At 39.6% G+C, this 21,569-nt stretch carries 25 protein-coding genes and 1 pseudogene; 11 read left to right on the top strand and 15 right to left on the bottom strand.

Annotated features, from left to right (window positions below; all coding sequences use genetic code 11):
• Positions 1–6 precede the first annotated feature (6 nt).
• Positions 7–345 (top strand): DUF3592 domain-containing protein, encoded by a 339-nt coding sequence (locus tag BFP77_RS09565; protein WP_099573811.1) that lies wholly within the window; start codon positions 7–9, stop codon positions 343–345.
• A 155-nt stretch (positions 346–500) separates the two neighbouring features.
• Complete coding sequence (locus BFP77_RS09560; RefSeq protein WP_099573810.1) at positions 501–953, top strand: 6-pyruvoyl trahydropterin synthase family protein; 453 nt, start codon at positions 501–503, stop codon at positions 951–953.
• A 179-nt stretch (positions 954–1,132) separates the two neighbouring features.
• Here BFP77_RS09560 and BFP77_RS09555 read toward each other — a convergent pair whose 3' ends face one another.
• Positions 1,133–1,582 carry a ferritin-like domain-containing protein gene (locus tag BFP77_RS09555; protein WP_099573809.1) on the bottom strand — a complete coding sequence of 150 codons (450 nt, stop codon included), beginning with the start codon at positions 1,580–1,582 and terminating at the stop codon, positions 1,133–1,135.
• Positions 1,583–1,728: 146 nt separating this feature from the next.
• On the opposite strand from BFP77_RS09555, the gene BFP77_RS09550 reads away from it, so the two are divergent.
• Positions 1,729–2,505 (top strand): UDP-2,3-diacylglucosamine diphosphatase, encoded by a 777-nt coding sequence (locus BFP77_RS09550; RefSeq protein ID WP_099573808.1) that lies wholly within the window; start codon positions 1,729–1,731, stop codon positions 2,503–2,505.
• Between the two features lie 231 nt (positions 2,506–2,736).
• Here the strand turns inward: BFP77_RS09550 and BFP77_RS09545 are convergent, their stop codons facing one another.
• The 5 genes from BFP77_RS09545 to BFP77_RS09525 all read right to left on the bottom strand — a co-directional run bounded on the left by BFP77_RS09545 (position 2,737) and on the right by BFP77_RS09525 (position 6,963).
• A complete protein-coding gene (locus BFP77_RS09545; RefSeq protein ID WP_099573807.1) occupies positions 2,737–4,008 on the bottom strand; it encodes an MFS transporter in 1,272 nt (423 codons plus the stop codon).
• Positions 4,009–4,011: 3 nt separating this feature from the next.
• Positions 4,012–4,398 (bottom strand): VOC family protein, encoded by a 387-nt coding sequence (locus tag BFP77_RS09540; protein ID WP_099573806.1) that lies wholly within the window; start codon positions 4,396–4,398, stop codon positions 4,012–4,014.
• A complete protein-coding gene (gene recJ / locus BFP77_RS09535) occupies positions 4,395–6,083 on the bottom strand; it encodes a single-stranded-DNA-specific exonuclease RecJ (RefSeq protein ID WP_099573805.1) in 1,689 nt (562 codons plus the stop codon). The genes BFP77_RS09540 and recJ overlap by 4 nt, the downstream gene beginning before the upstream one ends.
• Positions 6,084–6,145: 62 nt before the next feature.
• Positions 6,146–6,496, bottom strand: a complete 351-nt coding sequence (locus tag BFP77_RS09530) for a four helix bundle protein (protein WP_099573804.1) — start codon at positions 6,494–6,496, stop codon at positions 6,146–6,148.
• Positions 6,497–6,534: 38 nt separating this feature from the next.
• A complete protein-coding gene (locus tag BFP77_RS09525; RefSeq protein ID WP_099573803.1) occupies positions 6,535–6,963 on the bottom strand; it encodes an OsmC family protein in 429 nt (142 codons plus the stop codon).
• A 103-nt stretch (positions 6,964–7,066) separates the two neighbouring features.
• Here BFP77_RS09525 and BFP77_RS09520 point away from each other — a divergent pair, with 103 nt between their 5' ends.
• Positions 7,067–7,669: a carboxymuconolactone decarboxylase family protein gene (locus BFP77_RS09520; protein ID WP_099573802.1), complete on the top strand. Its 603-nt coding sequence runs from the start codon at positions 7,067–7,069 to the stop codon at positions 7,667–7,669.
• A 676-nt stretch (positions 7,670–8,345) separates the two neighbouring features.
• On the opposite strand, the gene BFP77_RS09515 is transcribed toward BFP77_RS09520, so the two are convergent.
• The 5 genes from BFP77_RS09515 to BFP77_RS09495 form a co-directional block, all read right to left on the bottom strand.
• A complete protein-coding gene (locus tag BFP77_RS09515; protein ID WP_099573801.1) occupies positions 8,346–8,927 on the bottom strand; it encodes a uracil-DNA glycosylase family protein in 582 nt (193 codons plus the stop codon).
• Positions 8,928–8,936: 9 nt separating this feature from the next.
• Positions 8,937–10,067, bottom strand: a complete 1,131-nt coding sequence (locus BFP77_RS09510; protein ID WP_099573800.1) for a DUF819 family protein — start codon at positions 10,065–10,067, stop codon at positions 8,937–8,939.
• A gap of 17 nt (positions 10,068–10,084) precedes the next feature.
• Positions 10,085–10,756, bottom strand: a complete 672-nt coding sequence (gene rsmI, locus BFP77_RS09505) for a 16S rRNA (cytidine(1402)-2'-O)-methyltransferase (protein WP_099573799.1) — start codon at positions 10,754–10,756, stop codon at positions 10,085–10,087.
• A gap of 9 nt (positions 10,757–10,765) precedes the next feature.
• Positions 10,766–11,122: a DoxX family protein gene (locus tag BFP77_RS09500; RefSeq protein WP_099573837.1), complete on the bottom strand. Its 357-nt coding sequence runs from the start codon at positions 11,120–11,122 to the stop codon at positions 10,766–10,768.
• Positions 11,123–11,211: 89 nt separating this feature from the next.
• Positions 11,212–11,901 carry a hypothetical protein gene (locus tag BFP77_RS09495; protein WP_099573798.1) on the bottom strand — a complete coding sequence of 230 codons (690 nt, stop codon included), beginning with the start codon at positions 11,899–11,901 and terminating at the stop codon, positions 11,212–11,214.
• Positions 11,902–12,258: 357 nt separating this feature from the next.
• On the opposite strand from BFP77_RS09495, the gene BFP77_RS09490 reads away from it, so the two are divergent.
• The 7 genes from BFP77_RS09490 to arfB all read left to right on the top strand — a co-directional run bounded on the left by BFP77_RS09490 (position 12,259) and on the right by arfB (position 19,767).
• Positions 12,259–12,903, top strand: coding sequence for a thymidine kinase (locus tag BFP77_RS09490; protein WP_099573797.1), 645 nt, complete (start codon positions 12,259–12,261; stop codon positions 12,901–12,903).
• Entirely contained in the window at positions 12,896–14,002 is a 1,107-nt protein-coding gene (gene alr / locus BFP77_RS09485) for an alanine racemase (RefSeq protein WP_099573796.1), read from the top strand. Before BFP77_RS09490 ends, alr begins: the two co-directional genes overlap by 8 nt.
• An 87-nt stretch (positions 14,003–14,089) precedes the next feature.
• Positions 14,090–14,497 carry a large conductance mechanosensitive channel protein MscL gene (gene mscL, locus BFP77_RS09480; RefSeq protein ID WP_099573795.1) on the top strand — a complete coding sequence of 136 codons (408 nt, stop codon included), beginning with the start codon at positions 14,090–14,092 and terminating at the stop codon, positions 14,495–14,497.
• A 277-nt stretch (positions 14,498–14,774) separates the two neighbouring features.
• Positions 14,775–15,764 (top strand): aspartate-semialdehyde dehydrogenase, encoded by a 990-nt coding sequence (locus BFP77_RS09475; protein ID WP_099573794.1) that lies wholly within the window; start codon positions 14,775–14,777, stop codon positions 15,762–15,764.
• Positions 15,765–15,857: 93 nt separating this feature from the next.
• Entirely contained in the window at positions 15,858–18,014 is a 2,157-nt protein-coding gene (locus BFP77_RS09470) for a prolyl oligopeptidase family serine peptidase (protein WP_099573793.1), read from the top strand.
• Positions 18,015–18,099: 85 nt separating this feature from the next.
• Positions 18,100–19,089 carry an ABC transporter ATP-binding protein gene (locus BFP77_RS09465; protein ID WP_099573792.1) on the top strand — a complete coding sequence of 330 codons (990 nt, stop codon included), beginning with the start codon at positions 18,100–18,102 and terminating at the stop codon, positions 19,087–19,089.
• A gap of 273 nt (positions 19,090–19,362) precedes the next feature.
• Positions 19,363–19,767 carry an alternative ribosome rescue aminoacyl-tRNA hydrolase ArfB gene (gene arfB, locus BFP77_RS09460; protein ID WP_099573791.1) on the top strand — a complete coding sequence of 135 codons (405 nt, stop codon included), beginning with the start codon at positions 19,363–19,365 and terminating at the stop codon, positions 19,765–19,767.
• Between the two features lie 12 nt (positions 19,768–19,779).
• Here arfB and BFP77_RS17465 read toward each other — a convergent pair.
• The 4 genes and pseudogenes from BFP77_RS17465 to BFP77_RS09440 all read right to left on the bottom strand — a co-directional run.
• A pseudogene (locus BFP77_RS17465) lies at positions 19,780–20,151 on the bottom strand (SnoaL-like domain-containing protein).
• Positions 20,152–20,238: 87 nt separating this feature from the next.
• On the bottom strand, positions 20,239–20,709 hold the full coding sequence (locus BFP77_RS09450; protein WP_257212925.1) for a GreA/GreB family elongation factor: 471 nt from the start codon (positions 20,707–20,709) through the stop codon (positions 20,239–20,241).
• Positions 20,699–21,316 (bottom strand): hypothetical protein, encoded by a 618-nt coding sequence (locus BFP77_RS09445; protein WP_099573790.1) that lies wholly within the window; start codon positions 21,314–21,316, stop codon positions 20,699–20,701. The genes BFP77_RS09450 and BFP77_RS09445 overlap by 11 nt, the downstream gene beginning before the upstream one ends.
• A gap of 88 nt (positions 21,317–21,404) precedes the next feature.
• Positions 21,405–21,569, bottom strand: a 165-nt coding sequence (locus BFP77_RS09440; protein WP_143751890.1) for an integrase core domain-containing protein, incomplete at its 5' end; no start/stop codon positions are given.

The following is a 21,569-nucleotide window of genomic DNA, read 5'->3' as shown; positions in this document are numbered from 1 at the left end:
AAAAAGATGTCCAAGAACAAAACTATGCTGTGGGTCATCTTTTATACTTTTCTCTTTCTTATAGGAGCATTCCTAGCTTATGGTGCATTTAACCAATTTCAGAAAACTCGAAATCTACTGGAAAAGGGAACAAAAACTACAGCTCTGGTTACAGAGTTCTCTACGCATCAGAGCGATGGTAGCACCATGTATACACCTGTTTTTGAGTTCACTGATAGGTCACAGAACAAACAAACGTTTAAAAGTGGTATAAGTTCTAGCCCTCCTGCTTATGAGATAGGAAAAAAAGTACAACTTATATATGATAGAACCAATCCAAAGAAAGCAAGGACCGTCTCTTTCTGAGGATTGTATCGATGGTCTGTTATCCTATTAATGGTCGCGACTCCTTTTTTAATTATTGGCGGCTCTTATTTATTATACAGCAGTAGCTAAGCATTATTATTTAAACACGGACCCTTACCTAAGAATTCCTACCTTTGCCAGCTAATTGTATCGTAATGTCAACTATTAGAATCACCAAACAATTCAATTTTGAAACGGGTCATGCCCTATATGGCTACGACGGTAAATGTAGAAATGTACATGGCCATAGTTATAAGCTTTCTGTAACGGTAATAGGCACTCCTATTACGGATACCGCCCATGTGAAATTAGGGATGGTCATAGATTTTGGTGATTTAAAGAAAATAGTCAAAGAGGAAATTGTAAATAAGTTTGATCACGCTACGGTCTTTAATAAAAACACGCCTCACGTTGAATTGGCCAAGGAACTGACTGATAGGGGACATAATGTTATTTTAGCGGATTACCAGCCCACCAGTGAAAATATGGTCATAGATTTTGCAGCCAAAATAACGGCTCGCCTACCAGAAAACATAAAGTTATTTTCTTTAAAATTACAGGAGACCGAAACCTCTTTTGCGGAGTGGTTTGCCAGCGATAACCAGTAAATGACTCGGGGCAAACCTACGATGTATTAAAAGGAAAGCTCATATTATATTTGGACACAGTCGCCGGAACATGATAAATGTAGCTTTTCGTAGATAATCACTTTACGTGTTAGAACAAAAAAATCGGAGCCACAAAAGCTCCGATTTTTTAATTTCATCATATAATGAACATATGAGGCCTATGCTATCTCCTCTAGGATTTTAGAGGTTTCCAAATCGTTTTGTATGGCATCCCTTTGTTCTCTAATAATTTCCTTCACCCTATGAGGTATCATAGTTTCTGCCAATATTTCATTGTATTCTGAAATGGCAGATTTGTCTCCTCTTACGGCTTCCTCCAACATGGCTTCATCGTTGTCTCCGGAGAAAAAAGCTTTTACGTCCATCCAGGCCCTATGAATACTTCCTTTTGTAGTACCATCGTCGGCATTTTGGGTTTTAAGTTCTGGGACGGCATTGTGCAGTGTTTTTACGAACAGCCTTCGTTGGTCCGCTCGCTTTTCAAAATAAGCTTTGATTCCTATTTCCTTCGCATTTTCAGAAGCCTTTTCAAAGCCCTTTACGGAATCTTCGTTTTTCTCGATTATCGCTTTAATCTTGTTCTCAATTATCTTAATATCGTTGTTCATATATCTAATTTTAATGCGGTAACTATATGCCTACCGTTTGGCATTCTTAATATATTGCTCAACTCATCATTTGTTTTGCTCTTTAGAAATGAAAGTTGACGCTTTTAATAGCACAAAAGACTATTCCGTTATATTTGTAAACTCGTATGACAACTTTAGAGCTAACCGGAGGAAAGAAAGTGTATTTTGCCAGTGATAACCACTTGGGAGCACCGACGATGGAGCAAAGCTATCCCAGAGAAAAAAAATTTGTCGCTTGGTTAGATGAGATAAAGGCAGATGCGGGTGCCATCTTTTTACTTGGTGATCTGTTTGATTTCTGGATGGAATATAAAACCGTAGTCCCTAAAGGTTTTACCCGGACACTAGGGAAATTGGCCGAAATCTCAGATGCAGGTATTCCTATCTTTTATTTTGTGGGTAATCACGATCTTTGGATGAACGGTTATTTTGAAGAAGAATTGAATATTCCCGTTTTTCATAGGCCACAGCAGTACACCATTAACGGGACTTCCTTCTTTATAGGCCATGGAGATGGCCTTGGACCGCATGACAAAGGATATAAACGGATGAAAAAAGTATTTACCAATCCGGTTGCAAAATGGTTCTTTAGATGGTTACATCCGGATTTAGGTGTTAAACTTGCCCAATACTTCTCTGTTAAGAACAAACTTATTTCTGGAGACGATGACGCCAAGTTCCTTGGAGCAGATAAAGAATGGTTAGTACAATACGCCAAAAGAAAATTGGAAACACAACATTACGACCACTTCATTTTTGGACACCGACATCTTCCTTTAGAAATCGATTTAAACGAAAAGTCCAAGTACACCAACTTAGGAGATTGGATCAATTACTATACCTATGCTGTATTTGATGGTGATAGCTTATCGCTTAGAGCATATGAGCGTGAAACCGAGTAGTTCATCGTCTAAACCATTTGTAATCTTTTTCTTACAACATATTTTGAAGGTTTCACAACAATAATTTAGAAAGTAGCTAGGATGCATATATCTTTACAGTGTTATTAAGTTTTAGTGTTGACCCCAAATCTTCACAGTACCTACAGAAACCGATCTTAATGACCCAAATCTTAATTTACCTACATTACAAAATAGCCCTTCTCCCAAGAGGGGCTTTTTTGATTCGTATGATTAAATTTCCTTCTCGTGCTCGTCAATATCTTTCTGCAAATCCAATCTTCTAAAGGATGGAGATACGAAAGCGGTGACCCCTACGGTTAAAAGTGTCATGGCGCCTCCGAATACTACGGCCGTTACCGTTCCCATAAGTTTTGCGGTTACTCCACTTTCAAAAGCTCCCAATTCATTGGAAGAACCAACGAACATAGAATTTACTGAAGCTACCCTACCACGCATATTGTCCGGTGTTTTTAGTTGAAGTATGGTCTGGCGTATAATCATGGACACCCCATCTACCGCTCCGCTTAGGAACAGTGCAATAACAGATACCCAAAAATACGGGGATAAGCCAAAAACAATAATACATACTCCAAAACCAGCTACTGCCCAGAGTAGTTTTTTACCCGCATTTCGATGTAGTGGAAATCTAGTGGAACCTAACATGGTAATAGATGCCCCAACTGCCGGTGCCGCCCTTAAAATACCGAATCCTTCTGAACCCACTTGAAGGATATCTTGGGCAAAAACGGGTAATAATGCCACCGCACCACCAAAAAGAACGGCAATCATATCCAAGGTAAGGGCTCCAAAGACTGCTTTTGTTCTAAAGACAAACTGTAAGCCCTCCTTTAAACTTTGGAAAACCGGTTCTCCTATTTTTGGATTCAATATGGGTTTTTTAGGAATCTTTAATAGAAGTAATAAGGCCAGAATAGAAAATCCAAAGATGACACACATGGACCAATGTACCCCTATGAGGCTTATAGAAAACCCGGCTAATGCCGGACCCAGTACAGAGGCAAATTGCCATGTAGAACTACTCCACGTTGCGGCATTTGGGTAAATTCTTTTGGGAACTATTAAAGCGATCAAGGAAAAAATCGTGGGACCTAAAAAAGCCCTGACCAAACCACCTATTAATACCAAAAAATAGATGCCGTACAAAATGTTCTTTGCCTCCATTTCAGATTCCATGCTTGGTAAACTCAGCATAAAAAGACCAAAACTAACTACAGAAAAACCAAGAATGCATTTGATCAAAAGATTTCGTTTTTCCTTTTGGTCTACGATATGACCTGCAAACAAGGCCATACTCACCGCAGGGATAACCTCCATTAACCCTATGATACCCAATGACAAGGGGTCTTTGGTCATGGAATACACTTGCCATTCTATAACAATAAACTGCATAGACCAAGCAAAAACCATTGCAAAACGAACTCCTAAAAATATATTGAATTCCTTGAAACGTAAAGCGGCATACGGGTCTATTTCTTTGCTCATCTGCTAGATCGTAATTTCAATTCTATTTTGCTCTGGGTCCAGGACAACGCTTTCATAATAACCATCTCCCGTTGTTCTAGGTTCTCCGGCTACTTTATAACCATCCGTTCTCAATTTTTCAGTCAAAGAATCTACTTTTTCCTTAGAACCTACAGCAATTGCAAAGTGACTTATTCCTAGATGTTCCTGGGCAGGATTAGCAAGCCCAGGTATTTCCGGTTTCTGCATCAATTCTAATCTAGCACCCTCTTTAAAACTTATGAAATACGAAGAGAAGTTCTTTGTAGGGTTGTGGTATCTATCTCCCGCAGTGGCCCCGAAATATCGTTCGTAGAAACTACGTGTCTTCTCCAAATCCGTTACCCAAATGGCCAAGTGTTCTATCTTCATTTAATATCCCTTAGCTTTAATTGAAGGCTCACATTTCCCTGCCATTCATTCTCATCAATTGAGAATACCGCGCTGAAAGGTTTTCTGCTAGTTACCAGGTTTAGCTTATCGCCAAGATTAAAGCCTATACCCCCAATTTTATGACTACCGTGCTGGGTAACCGAAAGTTTTAAATGCGCTTCATCTTGTCCTACGCCCTTTGCGTAACCTGTATCCACCAAATTTTCCGCCATAAAAACCGGACTCATATTCCCCGGTCCAAAAGGGGCGAACTGGTTAAGAATACGTAATAATTTTGGGGTAATGTCCTTTAATGTTATTACGGCGTCTACCGAGATTTCCGGAGTCAGTAACTGCGGGTCAATAGTCTCTTTCACCACTTTCTCAAATTGATGTTTAAAATTTTGATATTGGTTCGCTGCCAAAGTTAGGCCTGCTGCATATTTATGCCCTCCAAACTGTTCTATATAATCCGAACAGCCTTCCAAAGCATTATAAACATCAAAGCCTTTAACGGAACGTGCAGATGCGGCCAATTTATCACCACTTTTGGTAAATACCAAGGTAGGCCTGTAATACGTTTCCGTTAAGCGCGATGCCACTATTCCGATTACACCCTTATGCCAAGTATCTTTATACACTACGGAAGTGAATCCCTCTTGCTCCTCGTTTCTTTGAATTTGGACCAATGCTTCTTGGGTAATTTCTTGGTCCAACCCTCTCCTATCCGTATTAAATTTTTCAATCTCGGCAGCAAACTTCGAAGCTTTGTTCAAATCGGTTTCTACGAGCAGATTAACGGCATGTTGGCCATGTTTCATTCTTCCGGCCGCATTAATTCTTGGAGCAATGATGAAGACCACATCTGTAATGGTTAGCGTGGCCTTGTTTATTTGGTCTATAATGGCCTTAAAACCTATACGAGGTTGTTCGTTGATGACCTTTAGACCGTAATAGGCCAAAATTCTATTTTCCCCAGTTATTGGTACGATATCCGCCCCTATTGCAGTTGCCACTAGATCAAGATATTGGGTAATGTCGTAAATGGTTTCTCCCCTACGCGAACCCAAAGCCTCAATTAATTTAAAACCCACGCCACAACCGCATAATTCGTCATACGGATAGCTGCAATCTTCTCTTTTCGGGTCCAAAATGGCCACCGCATCCGGTAAATTTTTACCAGGCCTGTGGTGATCACAAATAATAAAATCAATTTCCTTTTCTTTTGCATAAGCCACCTTTTCAATGGCCTTTACACCACAATCCAAGGCTATAATAAGTGAGAAACCATTATCCTCGGCAAAATCGATACCCTTATAGGAAACACCATAGCCCTCATCATAACGGTCGGGAATATACGTTGCCACATTGGGATAGTAACTTAACAAATAGGAAGACACCAAAGCAACAGCCGTTGTTCCATCTACATCATAATCCCCAAAAACCAAAATGTTCTCGTTATTGGCAATGGCGATGGCTATTCTTTCCACTGCGACATCCATGTCCTTCATCAAGAACGGGTCATGTAAATCTTCTAATTGAGGTCTAAAAAAGTTTTTGGCTTTCTCGTAGGTGCTAATTCCTCTTTGTAACAGTAGCTGCGCTACCAAGGTATCCACACGCAGCTCTTTGGCCAATTGGTCAATAGCTTCGGAATCTGGTTTTGGTTTAATGGTCCAGCGCATTCTGTAAGTGCAAGTTCAAGTATCAAGTGCAAGTCCATTTATGCAAAAGCCGACTCAACACTTTATTTTTTATTTTTAATTATTGTTGCAATAATTCGAATAAGTTGTTCTACTTCATCAAGTAAGTTATCCCTTTTACTAGTAATACCGTATTCAACTTTATGTAAGATTTTCAGGTTTACTCTTGATTCTTTTAGTTCTTTAAGACAAATGCTTGCTTTATTAATGTAATCTCTTTTAGTATTCGTTCCTTGAGCCTCACCAAAATTTAAGGCAGAACTACCACCAGACCTTAATAATTGATTTCCATAATACTGCCCCGTCATATCAGAAGGCAAATCTTTACAAAATATAACAATAGCTCCCGCAAAATCAACAAGTCTATCTTCTAAATCAAATTTTTTATCCGTCATATTTTGAATTTGAACTTGATACTTGCGCTTGAACTTTTTTACTTGTTATGAAACACCGTTTTAATCTCCAACTCGGCGAACCGTCTGAACATTTCCATGACCCCACAATATTTCTCTACGGATAAATCTACTGCACGTTGTAATTTGTCCTCTTTTAGGTTACTTCCATGAAAATGGTACTCGATTTCTACTTTATCATAATACTTCGGATGCTCATCGGTAAGGTTCGCAATGGTTTCGATATGAAATTCATCGACCTCTAGCTTCATTTTCTTGATGAGTCCTGCAATATCCAATCCTGAACAACCCGCTAAAGAAGAAAGCATAAGTGCTTTTGGTCGCAGCCCACTACTATCCCCACCATCTTCTGTGGCGATATCTATCTTTACATGATGTCCGGAAGGATTATTGCTCTCAAAAGCCATATTTCCTAACCATTTGGTGCTGATATGATTTGTTGTACCCATAATTTTTTGTTTCTTGTAGATTACAATAATACAATTATCTAACTAGAAAACTTCTCGATGCTGCGCAACGGAACAAGAGGTTTTCGTATAATAAAATCTTTATATGCCCTTAGTAAAACCGCTTGACCCTAGTCACAGCCCCGAAACTGCAGAATTGGCCAAATTTTTTAACGAAACGCTTGGTTTCTGCCCAAATTCTATCCTTACAATGCAACATAGACCGGCCATCTCCAAGGCATTTATAAACCTTAATATGGCAGTAATGGCCAATGAAGGTCGTGTAACTTCGGCCTTAAAACGGATGATCGCCTGGGTAAGCAGTAATGCTACGGGTTGCCGCTATTGTCAGGCGCATGCCATACGTGCTGCTGAGCGTTATGGTGCAGAACAGGAGCAACTGGATAATATTTGGGAGTACCGTACTCACCCCGCTTTTTCCGAAGCGGAACGTGCCGCTCTGGATTTTTCTTTACAGGCATCGCAAGTACCCAACGCCGTTGATGCGGAGATTAAAGCCCGACTCTATACACATTGGGACGAAGGTGAAATTGTAGAAATGCTCGGGGTAATATCGCTCTTTGGTTACCTTAACCGTTGGAACGATTCTCAAGGAACGGATATTGAAGAAGGTGCCGTGGATAGTGCCAACCAATATTTAGGCAAACACGGTTGGGAGAAAGGGAAACATGATGGTTCTCGTTATTAGATAACTGGATTTTTTAGATAAAAAAATAAAACCCTGCCGATTGGCGGGGTTTTTCTTTTAAAATGCCATACTGGAAATTATTCCCCTAATGGATTAGAATTGACTCACTAATTTTGAATGTATATGATATAGACCTGAGAACAAGAATATAAAACAAACAGAAAAGTGTCTCTAGTGTTTTATAATTAAAATCTATAGCAAACCTATTAAAAATAGCATTTGACAATTATTATTATCTTTGTCATAGATTTTATCTATGATTTGAAAAATTCAAACAATGGAAAATTTTAAAAAATGAAAGAACTTGTAACACAAAATTATAAAGAGTTAATAGCATTCGCTTTAATCATCATTTGCGTTTTAGCACTGTTATTAATGGATAAGACAATTTCAAATAGTCTAAGGCAGTATTTATACGGATTTATTGGAACCTGCATAGGATACCTCTTAAAATGAACTTTGATATTAACATACTACCAAATTAGACAGGTAAGTGTCTTTACAAATCAATATGTTTATGGGTTTTTTGGGTAATCTTCCCTATCGTAATACCCTTTATTATATTGCTACTTTTCTTTCCTGAAAGGCTAATGGGGATTCTTAAATTAATTTAGCTCTTTAGCCCTACACTTCTAAAAAGAAGATTATCACAGTACTGCTAGGGTTGTCAAACCGTTTACTTCACTTCACTTAGAATTTCACCTATCAATTTCCTTAATTCTTCCACAACCTCATCTTCAAACCAGGGGTTTTTACGTATCCAAAAACGGTTCACAGGGGAAGGGTGGGGCAGCAGAAAATATTTAGGTAGAAACTCTTGAAAGGACCGTACGTTTTCGGTCAAATTTCTTTTAGCGGTTTCCTTTAAATATTCGCCCTGAGCATACTTCCCGATCAAAAGTATTAACTGTACATTTTTGAATTGCTCCCAAACCAAATTGTGCCAAAGCGGAGCACATTCCTTTCTCGGAGGTAAATCTCCTGTTTTGGCCTTACCTGGAAAACAAAAACCCATTGGTAGCACCGCAAAGTTATCTGGATTATAAAATTGTTCTGCTGTAACGCCCAACCATTCCCGTAATTTTCTTCCGCTAGGATCGTCCCAAGCCTTATTATGGTCATGTGCCTTTCTTCCTGGGGCTTGGCTCACCAATATGATTTTTGATGTTTTGCTTCCAGAAATAATTGGTCGGGGTCCTAAGGGTAAGTGTTCCTTGCAGACTTCGCAAGCTCTAATTTCTGAGAGTAATTCTTTCATTTACCTTTTCTAAGAAGTCACAAAATTCCTTAATAACCAAATCGTTAACATACCCCAAAATGTGCCAGTAGCCATACTTAAGATAGCCAGTACAATAGCATGTGGCATCCATTTAATATTATAGGCGGCCGTTACTGCCGGGGCCGTTGCAATACCTCCCACATTGGCCATACTGGCAATGGGTACCCAGGCCATATTCACGTTCAGTAATTTGGCAATTAGTAACATAAATATAAAATGACCAACAAGCCAAACGGTTAAGAAACCAAGAAACGGAACATTAAAGCCCAAAGTGGCCAACTGCAGTTTTAATCCCAAAACGGCCATCACTATAATAATTAAAATACCTCCTGCTCTTAAAGCGAATTTAAAATTCCATCGCGATATAAAATTACTTAGTGCCAAACCTACGAACGAAAGCAATACTACTTTGACTACAAAACTTTCCAGCAAAAAATTGGACAATATTACAAATCCAAGAAGTATGCAGGTGCTTAACCACGGATTCAATTTTGCGCCTTTTTCTGCACGAATATTTTCAGGAATGGCGATGTCGGATATCTTGAACCATGAATTGAGTTGGTCACTTTTCTTGATACTTTGAAACATGAGAATGGTCCAAACGTTCACCAGAATATTATCCATTACCAAAACCGTAAGGAAAATATTCTCAGGGCATTCTACAAGTTCCTTTAAAACCAATTGACTGGTGCTACCACCAATCCAACTACCAACAATAGGGGGTATTCCCATCCAATAGTCTTCCAACACCATGGTTTTTGAAATAAGTTCCGTATCGGAAAACGCCCACATTAACAGCACGGGAAACACGGCAATAAATAATGAACCGGAGGCAAATACTACTATAGGTTTTAGACCAATTGCCTTTAGCTGACCTAGGGACAAACTACTCATGACCGCAATAATGGCCAAGGGAATGAAATAGTCTTTACTAAAATTATGGATACTTTCCAGAGAATAGTCGGCATTCAAAATATACGAGACGATAGCAGGAATAATATAGGCCAAAAGAATTGCAGGCACCCAATCAAACAAGGATTTAACATGCTTGTTCTCCCATCGGTCTAGATAATAAACGGCTATGACCGTAAATGTAGAGATAATCCAAGGTGCTAACATGGGTTCAATGTAAGAAACTATTTCTTGCCCCCGACAACAATAACGATTTCTCCTTTCGGTGGTTTTTCAGTGTAGTGCTTTAATACTTCTTCAGCCGTTCCCCGAACCGTCTCTTCGTATAATTTAGTGAGCTCTCTAGAGACGGAAATAGGTCTGTCCGCTCCAAAATACTCCACAAAATTGGTCAAGGTTTTCACCAACTTATGAGGTGATTCGTAAAAAATAACGGTTCTCGTTTCTTCCGCCAACAGCTTCAACCGGGTTTGCCTTCCCTTTTTTACGGGCAAGAATCCTTCAAAAACAAATTTGTCGTTTGGCAGCCCACTATTGACCAGGGCGGGTACAAAAGCGGTTGCTCCTGGCAAACATTCTACGGCAATGTCATTTTCCAAACAAGCTCGGGTCAATAAAAAACCTGGGTCGGAAATCGCAGGTGTTCCCGCGTCGGAAATAAGCGCCAAGTTGGCTCCTCCTTTTAATTTAGTAATAAGATTAGCTATACTTCTATGTTCATTGTGCATATGATGACTATGCATTGGGGTGCCAATCTCAAAATGTTGTAATAGCTTTCCGCTGGTCCGGGTATCTTCAGCAAGTATGAGGTCTACTTCTTTTAAAATACGAATGGCCCTAAGGGTCATATCCTCAAGATTACCAATAGGCGTTGGAACTAAGTATAATTTTCCCATAGCACAAAGTTAAGGCCTTACTTGCTTTCCTGTAAAATATGAAATTATAACTGCGCAAAAAGCGATGACCGCAAACATGTGCTGACCATCACTCACCATATAATGGGCAAAAAAAGCTAAGACCACATTATAAAAAAATCCTGCATAGGCCCATTCTTTAAGCCATTTGGAAAAATTACCCCAGATAGCGATTAAACCCAATATTTTAGCGATAGCCAATGGATAAATCAGATAGGTAGGGTACCCCATGTTCTCAAAAAATCCCACGATCATTTCATGATTGAAGAAATAATTGAACACCGAGAAGCACATAATAGCCGTTAGGACCGCAGTAGCCGAATAGTACAGGATTTTTGTTGTTTTCATATACTTTGTATTGATTGTTGTCTTTTGCATTGGTGAAACAAAAAAACCCAACAATTTTGTCGGGCTCTATTCTAAATCTTGACTACGTATTAAGCGAATCTTCGTTCTATCAATTCCATAAAACGTAATTCGTACTCTTCTTTTCCTTCCCAATTATTATAGTCCGGTTTTACCATATTCTTTATGAACGCAACAGAACGCTCTTCTGTATCAATTGTATTTAACTGAGATAACACCCTATTGTAATCTTCCGTCCTATCATTAAAAAGATGTTTCACGAAAGCTAATCTGTTGTTAAGGTCAACTTTTAAATCTTTATTTCCAAGTCGGTCGTTCAAGGACTTAGGCGTTTCTTGGGTAGCTTCAAGAGTTTCCTTAGAAGGCATAAACAACTCTTTATCGTTCTTGATTAAATCTGGCTTTCCCATGAACTCACTAAGCACTTCCTCCAAGTTATCCGAACTTGGCATTTCTGAAACCATATCCTTAATCGTATCCATCCCGGGAGTCATGATATCTTCTTCATGTGGATTATTTTCCGGTACTGAGGCGTTGGCATTGAGAACGGCGCCGGCTATTTGTTCAAATTTTTCCGCAATAACACTTTTGGAAACATCAACCTGTATATCGTTAAGCTCTTCCTCAATAAATTTGAGTACGGCTATTTTTTCGTATAATTTTTTGGCCGCCTCATAGAGTTCCGTGATTTCGTTTATATCCCGAGAGGTGATAATGTCCGTTGACATTTTTACCAATTCCTGTTTTAACTTTCTTTTCATCTAACACTTTTTATCTGCTACTGGCGGTTAGTATCAGTAACCACTTTTATCTTTTTTTATGATATCGTATTCAGGGGAACTTTGCAGCATACAAATTAGTCTATTCCCGAATAATTATACCCCCTTTTTCAAATAACTTTAGCATTCCATAATCTAGAACGAAAAAACAGCTTATTTTAGTTCAAGAGACTTTTTAAAAATTCACTGTTTGTTTTTTTATGTCTCTTTTTGCACATAACTTCGTTTAAATTTAGAACGACAACTATACGGTCCTTTGAATTTCTGCCTTGTTCCGCATCAAAATAAACGGTGGAAAATTCAACGGTAATTTTCTAATTTAGTCTCTAAAATTACAAAATGTTTCTCGAAAATACGGTTAACCATAAGGAACAGTTCGGTTGGATAGAAGTTATCGCCGGATCCATGTTTTCTGGTAAGACCGAGGAATTGATTAGGCGTTTAAAACGGGCAAAGTTCGCCAAACTCAACGTAGAGATTTTTAAACCCATGGTAGACACCCGATATGATGATGAGATGGTGGTGTCCCACGATGCTAACGAAATACGTTCTACACCGGTTCCTGCCGCAGCCAATATTCGAATACTGGCCGATACCTGTGATGTCATTGGAATAGACGAAGCCCAATTCTTTGACGATGAGATTGTCACAGTCTGTAACGATTTGGCGAATAAAGGCATCCGCGTGATTGTCGCCGGGCTGGATATGGATTTTAAAGGAAACCCTTTTGGCCCCATGCCCGCGCTGATGGCAACTGCAGAATATGTGACCAAAGTACATGCTATTTGTACCAGAACAGGAAATTTAGCTAACTACAGCTTTAGAAAGTCCAATAACAACAAATTAGTAATGCTCGGCGAAACAGAAGAGTACGAGCCCTTGAGTAGGGGGGCGTTCTATAAAGCTATGCTTAAGGAAAAGGTAAAGGATATGAACGTAGCCTCAGAAGAGGTGAAAGCTTCTAAAAAAGATTCCAATGTCTAATTACGGAGAGACCGTTCTAGAAATAGACCTAAATGCTTTAGCTCATAACTACGTCTATTTACGTTCCAGATTAATGCGGGAAACTAAATTCTTGGCCGTAGTAAAGGCTTTTGGTTATGGTAGTGCCGTTGAAAGAATTGCGCTGAAACTACAAGATTTAGAGGTTGATTATTTTGCCGTAGCTTATGTAAATGAAGGCGTAACCTTGCGCGATGCTGGTATAACCAAACCCATATTGGTGCTGCATCCTCAACCTATTAACTTTAAAACAGTTATAGCGCGTTGCTTGGAACCAAGTATTTATTCGCCAAAAGTCTTAAAAGAATTCTTAGAAATCGCCAAAGAGGAAAACCAGAAAGATTACCCGGTACATCTAAAATTCAATACGGGGTTAAACCGGTTGGGTTTTTGGGAAAATGATGTGGATTTTATTGTACAACAACTCCATAGGCGTGCAGAAGTAAGCGTGGTATCCGTTTTTTCGCATCTAGCAGCATCAGAAGATCTGAACGAGAAGTCATTTACAATTAAACAGATTGAAAATTTTAAGAGTATTGCTCTAGAACTCAATAATAAACTAGGGTATGAGCCTTTTCGGCATCTATTGAATACCTCTGGCATTATTAATTATACCGAGGCACAATTTGAAATGGTTCGGAGCGGTATTGGCCTTTACGGTTATGGAAACGAATTAAAAATAGACTCGGAATTAAAACCGGTAGCAACACTTAAGACGGTCATTTCACAAATTCATAGAATAGAGCCAAATGAAAGTGTTGGATACAATAGAGCCTATACATCAAAAGAATACAGGACCATAGCCACACTACCCTTGGGACATGCAGATGGTATTGGCCGCCAATACGGGAACGGAAAAACATATGTTCTAGTAAAAGGTAAAAAAGCCTTTATCGTAGGTAATGTTTGTATGGATATGATTATGATAGATATTACGGATATCGATTGTAAGGAAGGTGATGAAGTCATAGTCTTTGGACCTCAATTATCCGCGCAAAACTTTGCGGAAAAAGCAAATACTATCTCTTACGAGCTGTTAACAGCTATATCTCCGCGTGTGAAGCGAGTAGTATTGGACTAACTACAAAGAATTAACGTTTTTTTAAGAATCCGTTTTTTTTCATACATTGCACCCACTTAAGAATAACCATTTTTAAAACACTAAATCATGTTAAAAGAATTCAAAAATTTCATAATGACAGGAAATGTCATTGATTTGGCCGTTGCCGTTATACTTGCAGGGGCGGTAGGCTTGGTCGTTAGCGGTTTCGTATCCAATATCATGATGCCCATTATCGGTCACTTTGCAGGAGGCGTTGATTTTGCTGATATGAAAGTTGTATTAGACGAGGCAATCGTTGCTGCTGATGGTACCGTTTCAAAACCAGAAAATGCAATTATGTATGGCAAATGGGTCAATGCGATTATTAATCTAATCATTGTAGGTTTTGTATTGTTCATGATTGTAAAAGCTTACAACAAAACAAAAACTCCGGTTGAGGAGGCACCAGCTGAACCAGCGGGACCAACTCAAGAAGAACTGCTCATGGAGATCAGAGACGCTCTTAAAAAGTAAATAGGTATATCCTGAAATGTTTTCGGGGCAAGCCGCTGCACTGTAGCTAACTTTAAACCGTCATTATCGTTTCGCAAACGATGATGACGGTTCTTTTTTGACCCCTAACCCATGGAAAGTACGTGCCATAAATGTTATTTGATCTATCTGGTCGAGCCTTCGTTCCATTGAATTTGTTTTAAATATAACTTCTTGTTATATTTTAATTATTCTATTTTATTTCACTTGTACAACTCCCATGAATACCTATTTTTGCCCTTTAATTTAATAAGTTCAGATGAAAGTAGCAGTAGTAGGCGCCACAGGAATGGTGGGCGAGGTAATGTTGAAAGTATTGGCGGAACGAAATTTTCCGATAACGGAGTTATTATTGGTTGCTTCGGAACGTTCTGTGGGCAAAAAATTAACTTATAAGGATAAAGAATATATCATTATCGGTTTGTCGGATGCGGTAGCCGCTAGACCCAATATCGCAATTTTTTCTGCCGGTGGCGATACTTCTCTAGTATGGGCTCCAAAATTTGCAGAAGCTGGTACCACGGTCATCGATAACTCCTCTGCATGGCGTATGGACCCCACTAAAAAACTGGTAGTACCTGAAATAAATGCTGCTGAACTCACCAAAACGGACAAGATTATTGCCAACCCCAACTGTTCTACCATACAATTGGTCATGGCATTGGCACCGCTTCACGAGAAGTATAAAATGAAGCGCGTGGTAATTTCTACCTACCAGTCCGTTTCGGGAACCGGCGTAAAAGCGGTACAACAATTAGAGAACGAGATAGCTGGTGTTCAGGGAGAAATGGCCTATCCTTATCCCATTGGTCGCAACGCGCTACCCCATTGCGATGTGTTTATGAAAAACGGGTATACCAAAGAGGAAATGAAACTGGCACGGGAACCTCAAAAAATATTGGATGATAGAAGCTTTTCCATCTCTGCCACCGCAGTACGTATTCCTACTTCTGGCGGTCACTCTGAATCCGTTAATATAGAATTCTTGAATGATTTTCAACTCAACGACGTTCGTCAATTGTTGAACGAAACCCCTGGCGTTACGGTTCAGGATAATCCGGATACCAATACCTACCCCATGCCCATATATGCCCACGATAAGGACGAGGTTTTTGTGGGTCGTATCCGTAGGGACGAGACACAACGCAACACGCTAAATATGTGGATCGTTGCGGACAATCTTAGAAAGGGAGCTGCTACGAACGCTGTGCAAATAGCAGAGTATTTGGTAGCGCATGAATTGGTATGATTACAATTTGTAAAACAGTGTTAAAACCTTCAGAACATCCCTGTCCTGAAGGTTTTTTTATGCTATTTTTAATGCGACTAATTTCTAAAAGAGATGAAAAATTTAATCACCTGTTTTTTGACAGCCGCATTGCTTGCCGCCTGTTCTAACGAAGCTAAAAGAGAACCCATCGCTGTGAACTACCCCACTACTAAAAAAGTTGATACCATAGATACGTATTTCGGAACCGATGTTCAGGACCCCTATCGCTGGCTTGAAGATGACCGCAGTGCGGAGACCGAGGCTTGGGTAAAGGAACAGAACAGCACAACCTTTGGTTACCTAGATAATATTCCGTTCAGAGATGATTTAAAAGACCGATTGTCTAAATTATGGAATTATGAAAAATTGGGTTCTCCCTTCAAAGAAGGAGATTATACGTATTTCTACAAGAACGACGGTCTACAAAACCAATACGTAGTCTACAGACAAAAAGGTGACGAGGAACCAGAAATATTCCTGAATCCTAATACATTTTCCGAAGATGGTACTACCTCTTTGGCAGGGTTACGTTTTACAAAAGACGGCTCTCTCGCCACCTATCTTATTTCCGAAGGTGGTAGTGATTGGCGTAAGGCTATCGTAATAGACACGGAAACTAGGGAAATTGTCGAAGACACGTTGGTTGATATTAAGTTCAGCGGAATTTCTTGGCGTGGCAAGGATGGTTTTTATTATTCCAGTTATGATAAGCCAAAAGGAAGCGAATTATCTGCCAAAACGGACCAGCACAAAGTATATTATCATAAACTGGGAACTTCACAGAAAGATGATGAACTTGTTTACGGAGGCAAGCCTTTGGAAAAGCACCGCTATGTTGGTGCCAGTGTTACCGAGGATGATAGATTTCTCATTATATCCGCTTCCGTTTCAACATCGGGAAACAAACTTTTTATACAGGATTTGGAAGATCCTAATGGACTTTTAATTCCAATGGTAGAGGACACCGATTCCGACAATTACATCATAGATAATGTAGGTCCTAAACTGTATGTAGTCACCAACAGAAATGCTCCTAATCAAAAAATTGTGACCGTGGACGCCGCAAATCCAAGTCACGAGAATTGGGTAGATTTTATTCCCGAAACAGAAAACGTACTAAGCCCTAATACGGGCGGCGGTTATTTCTTCGCAGAATATATGGTCGATGCCATTTCAAAAGTGCTCCAGTACGACTATGATGGAAAATTAATTAGAGAAGTACAGCTTCCAGGGGTCGGTAGCGCCAGTGGTTTTGGAGGCAAAAAAGAAGACAATGAATTTTATTTCTCCTTCACTAATTACAATACACCAGGTTCGTCCTATAAATACAATGTAGAAACTGGTGAATACGAACAATATTGGAAGCCCGAAATAGATTTTAATCCCGCCGATTATGAATCTACACAGGTCTTTTATAACTCAAAGGATGGGACTAAAGTACCCATGATCATTACGCATAAAAAAGGATTGGTGTTGAATGGTAAAAATCCTACCATCCTATATGGTTATGGTGGTTTTAATATAAGTCTAACACCTTCGTTCAGTATTGTAAATGCGGTTTGGATGGAGCAAGGTGGTGTCTATGCCGTCCCCAATCTTAGAGGTGGTGGAGAATACGGTAAAAAATGGCATGACGCGGGCATTAAAACCAAAAAGCAGAACGTGTTCGATGATTTTATAGCTGCTGCGGAATACCTTATCGAAAAGAACTATACTTCTAGCGAATATTTAGCTATTAGAGGAGGTTCCAACGGTGGACTTTTAGTAGGTGCCACAATGACGCAAAGACCAGACTTGATGCAAGTTGCCTTACCGGCCGTTGGGGTTATGGATATGCTTCGCTATCATACCTTCACAGCAGGCGCTGGATGGGCCTATGATTATGGTACTGCAGAGGAGACCGAGGAAATGTTCAACTACCTCAAAGGATATTCGCCGGTACACAATGTAAAGGAAGGTGTGTCTTACCCTGCGACCTTGGTCACCACAGGAGATCATGACGATCGTGTGGTCCCTGCCCATAGTTTCAAATTTGCTGCGGAACTACAAGAAAAACAGGCCGGGGAGGCCCCAACCCTTATCCGTATAGAGACCAATGCCGGTCATGGTGCGGGAACACCTGTGAGTAAAACCATAGAACAGTACGCCGATATATTTGGATTTACACTTTATAATATGGGCTATAGCGAACTCCCCAATCAGGCGGTATTAAAGGAATTTAAGGATTAATAGGAATACATCAATAAATTACAAGAAAATCCGTTCGTAATAGTAATGGATTTTTCCGTTTAAAACCAATACAGAGTATATCCCCATGCTGCGAATAGAAAACGTCTCTTACACCTATGATGAATTGCCCGTTCTGGAGGATATCCATCTTAGAATACAACGTAGGGAACATGTTGCCATTATCGGTGAAAGCGGCTGCGGGAAAAGCACCTTATTGAAAATTATTTATGGTCTAATGGATTTAGAGCAGGGAGCTGTCTTTTGGGAAGACAAACCAGTCCTTGGTCCGGCCTTTCATTTGGTTCCCGGAGCGTCCTTCATGAAATACCTATCACAGGACTTTGATTTGATGCCCTTTACCACGGTTGCTGAAAATATTAGCCAATACCTCTCTGTATTCTACCCCAAAGAACTAAAAGCGCGCACGGTGGAACTTCTGGAAATGATAGAACTCACTGAATTTGCACATAAAAAGGTAAATACATTAAGTGGCGGACAACAACAAAGGGTGGCCTTGGCGAGGGTACTGGCACAGAAGCCTGATATACTGCTGCTAGACGAGCCCTTTGGACATATAGACAATTTTTTGAAAAACAGTTTAAGAAGGAATATTTTTAGGTATTTAAAAGAAAACGGAATTACCTGTATCGTTGCCACCCACGATTTTAATGATGTTCTTCCTTTTACCGATCGTGTTTTCGTTTTGCGCGACAAGACCATAATTGCCAAAGGAAAACCAATGGAGCTGTATAAAAATCCTAAAGACCTTTATATCGCGTCCCTTTTTGGAGAAGCTACGAGCATTGCTATAGACGTGCTTAAATCCTATGGAAATACCAAGAGAAAAATAATTGTCTATGCGCACGAGTTCCGCGTTTCAGAAGTCTCAGGTATTCCGACAACGGTAATTACATCCTATCCAATGGGCAACTATTATCTGGTACAAGGCCTAATGGATAATGGTGAGAACGTTTTTTTTAATGCTGAAAGCGATTTACCTGCCGAAAAAAAGGTATTTCTTAATGTTTCCATTGAAACAATCAATCAACGTATACAACAACCTTCTGTTCTGTAATTTTATGATTATTAATATTTTATATGACATTGAGCAAAAATAATCGAGCTTTCGTCGAAATAAGTGATTTCCCACAAACTATTTTTAGGTCTAGTACGTTATACCATTTGAAATTTTAAAATCATTAGTTATGAAACGTTTACATTTGGCACTTACCCTTATCGTATTTGTATTGTTACTTCTTCCTGTTTTTATAAAATAGATAGGATAATAGACATCATCACAGGTAAGGTCGCCTAGTGATTTCCTACTTTTGCTACAAGACAAACCGTATTGGACAATAGTAGCATCTTACAAGAACTTCAATTTAAGGCTATTCGCAGTAGTGGCCCTGGCGGCCAGCATGCCAATAAAATCTCTTCTAAAGTTGAATTGGTTTTTGATATTGCCCATTCTAAAGGGCTATCGGAAGCGGAGAAGAATCGTCTTTTTTTTAAACTCAAATCAAAACTTTCTAAAGAGAACGTACTTACGCTACAGTGCGACGAATCTCGTAGCCAACACAAAAACAAGGATTTAGTTATTAAACGCTTTTTTGAACTTTTAAAAAGAGCATTGCTAGTGCCTAAAGAGAGAAAGCGTACCAAACCCTCCAAAGGTGCTATTGAAAAGCGACTACAGGCAAAAAAGAGAGCGGCACTTAAAAAAGTTAACCGCTCCAAACCAAAATTAGATTAATTACGCACCTTTTTACATGTTCTCCGTATCGTAGAAAAACTGAGCGCGTTGTATTTTACCATTGGCCACCTCGTAAACACATAGTTCATCCATTTTTACGCGACCGCCCTGCTTAAAGGTAACATCACTACTCATGGGCACTACAAAATGATTCGCAGCAACTGTTGGTTCGCCAACATCGCCTCCATGCATTTCCTAAATATTATCGGACCATTGTTTAAATCCTTCAGAAATATTAGCCTTGCCTTTTGTCACTTGCTCACCCATGGACCAATTATGCATTTCAATGCTTACGGCATCATCTGCATACATATCATACGCCTCGTCATATTTGCCTTCACGGCACAGACGAACTAATTTGTTGGCTACATCTTGTGTTGTCATGATTATCTGTTATATTGATTAATACCATTCAATATAGGAAATGTCCATCGCTTTTTAGACCAAAAAAATATTAAAATAAAATAGTAGTTACCTGATATTGAGTATCGTGGATGTACTTTGATTGAACTGAATCGTGTCTCCCGTTTGTTTGCCCAACAGTAGCTTACCAATGGGAGTGCCTGGAGAAATACAAAATAGTGATACCTCTTTGTACGTGAGCGCTCCGGCAGAAATAGCAATGTAGTACGACTGTTTATCCGTGACAACAACAGCGCCCAAACCCGCACGATTATGTTCTGTAGTGGTAGCCACTTTTTGTAATGTTCCGTGCATTTGTTCTGCCTCGACCAGCTGTGTTCCCAACTTCTCACGCTCTAACTGCAACATGGCCCGGCCAGTCTCGTGCTTGTCCCCGGCACTACTCTTTGTCTCGGAAGTAAGCGCTGTCTCAATTTCCTTCATCTGATGCTGCAACCTCTCTAAGCGACCCTTAACAAAACTATGACAATGATTAAAAGCTTGTTGTTTTAGTTCTAGAAGTGGTATTTTATTCTTCAACGTGATAGAGGTCTGCCAGTTTATAGACCAAGAAATTAACCATTTTTTCGCTGTCCTCACCATTGGTCATCAATCTTTTAATATCCGACCTGTTCTCTGCCTTAAAATAAGAAAGGTCTCCTGTTCTGTTCTCACTGAAAATGTTCCATGACTTTAGACCTTCTAGCATGGCCCTGTGGGCTTTAAACCTTTTTGAAATAGCCTCCTTTTTAATTTTGAATGACTTACTCAATGATTCTTTTTCGGCAACGTTTTCTGTGACCAACTTATATTGGGCGGCGATGCGTGCATCCGCTTTTTCTGCTTCGGTAATAATCTTAAAATATGCTCTAGAGACAAGGGACTGGTAACGCTTTTCAAACAAGGCTTCATTATTAGCGACCTCTGTTTCTTCGGGGGCTATAATATTATCCTCGGTACTCGCGTAAAGCACGGCATTTTCATTCCCTGAAGAATCTTTGAAAGAATCTTTCCATGCCTGGGACTGAATCATCTCTTTCCAGACCCTATTATACTCCTTTTGGTATTTGCTCTGCGTTACTCCGCAGCTTAAAAAAAGAAGACTAACGGTAACGACCCGTGTCCACATGATATAATCTTTCTTCATACACTATTCAACTATGTTCTCTGTAAGCTTCCCCCAATTAGAACTGCTTAGTTTTCTAAAACTTCATTAAAGTGACCTCCTCCCATATTTAGGTGCCGGTCATAACTAGAGAATCCGGGCTGTTTTCATTAATTCCGATGAACTCGTTGGGGGACATGTCCCCCAACGAGCTGTGCGGTCTAAAGCCATTATAGTCCTCCCTCCAAATATCGAACTTTTCCTGTGCATCTTCCAAAGAAAAGAACCAATTGGC

The sequence above is a fragment of the Maribacter sp. 4U21 genome (genome assembly GCF_002742365.1).
Classification (GTDB): domain Bacteria; phylum Bacteroidota; class Bacteroidia; order Flavobacteriales; family Flavobacteriaceae; genus Maribacter.
The sequence above is the reverse complement of the archived record's forward strand: the minus strand, read 5'-3'. Positions and strand labels throughout refer to the sequence as shown.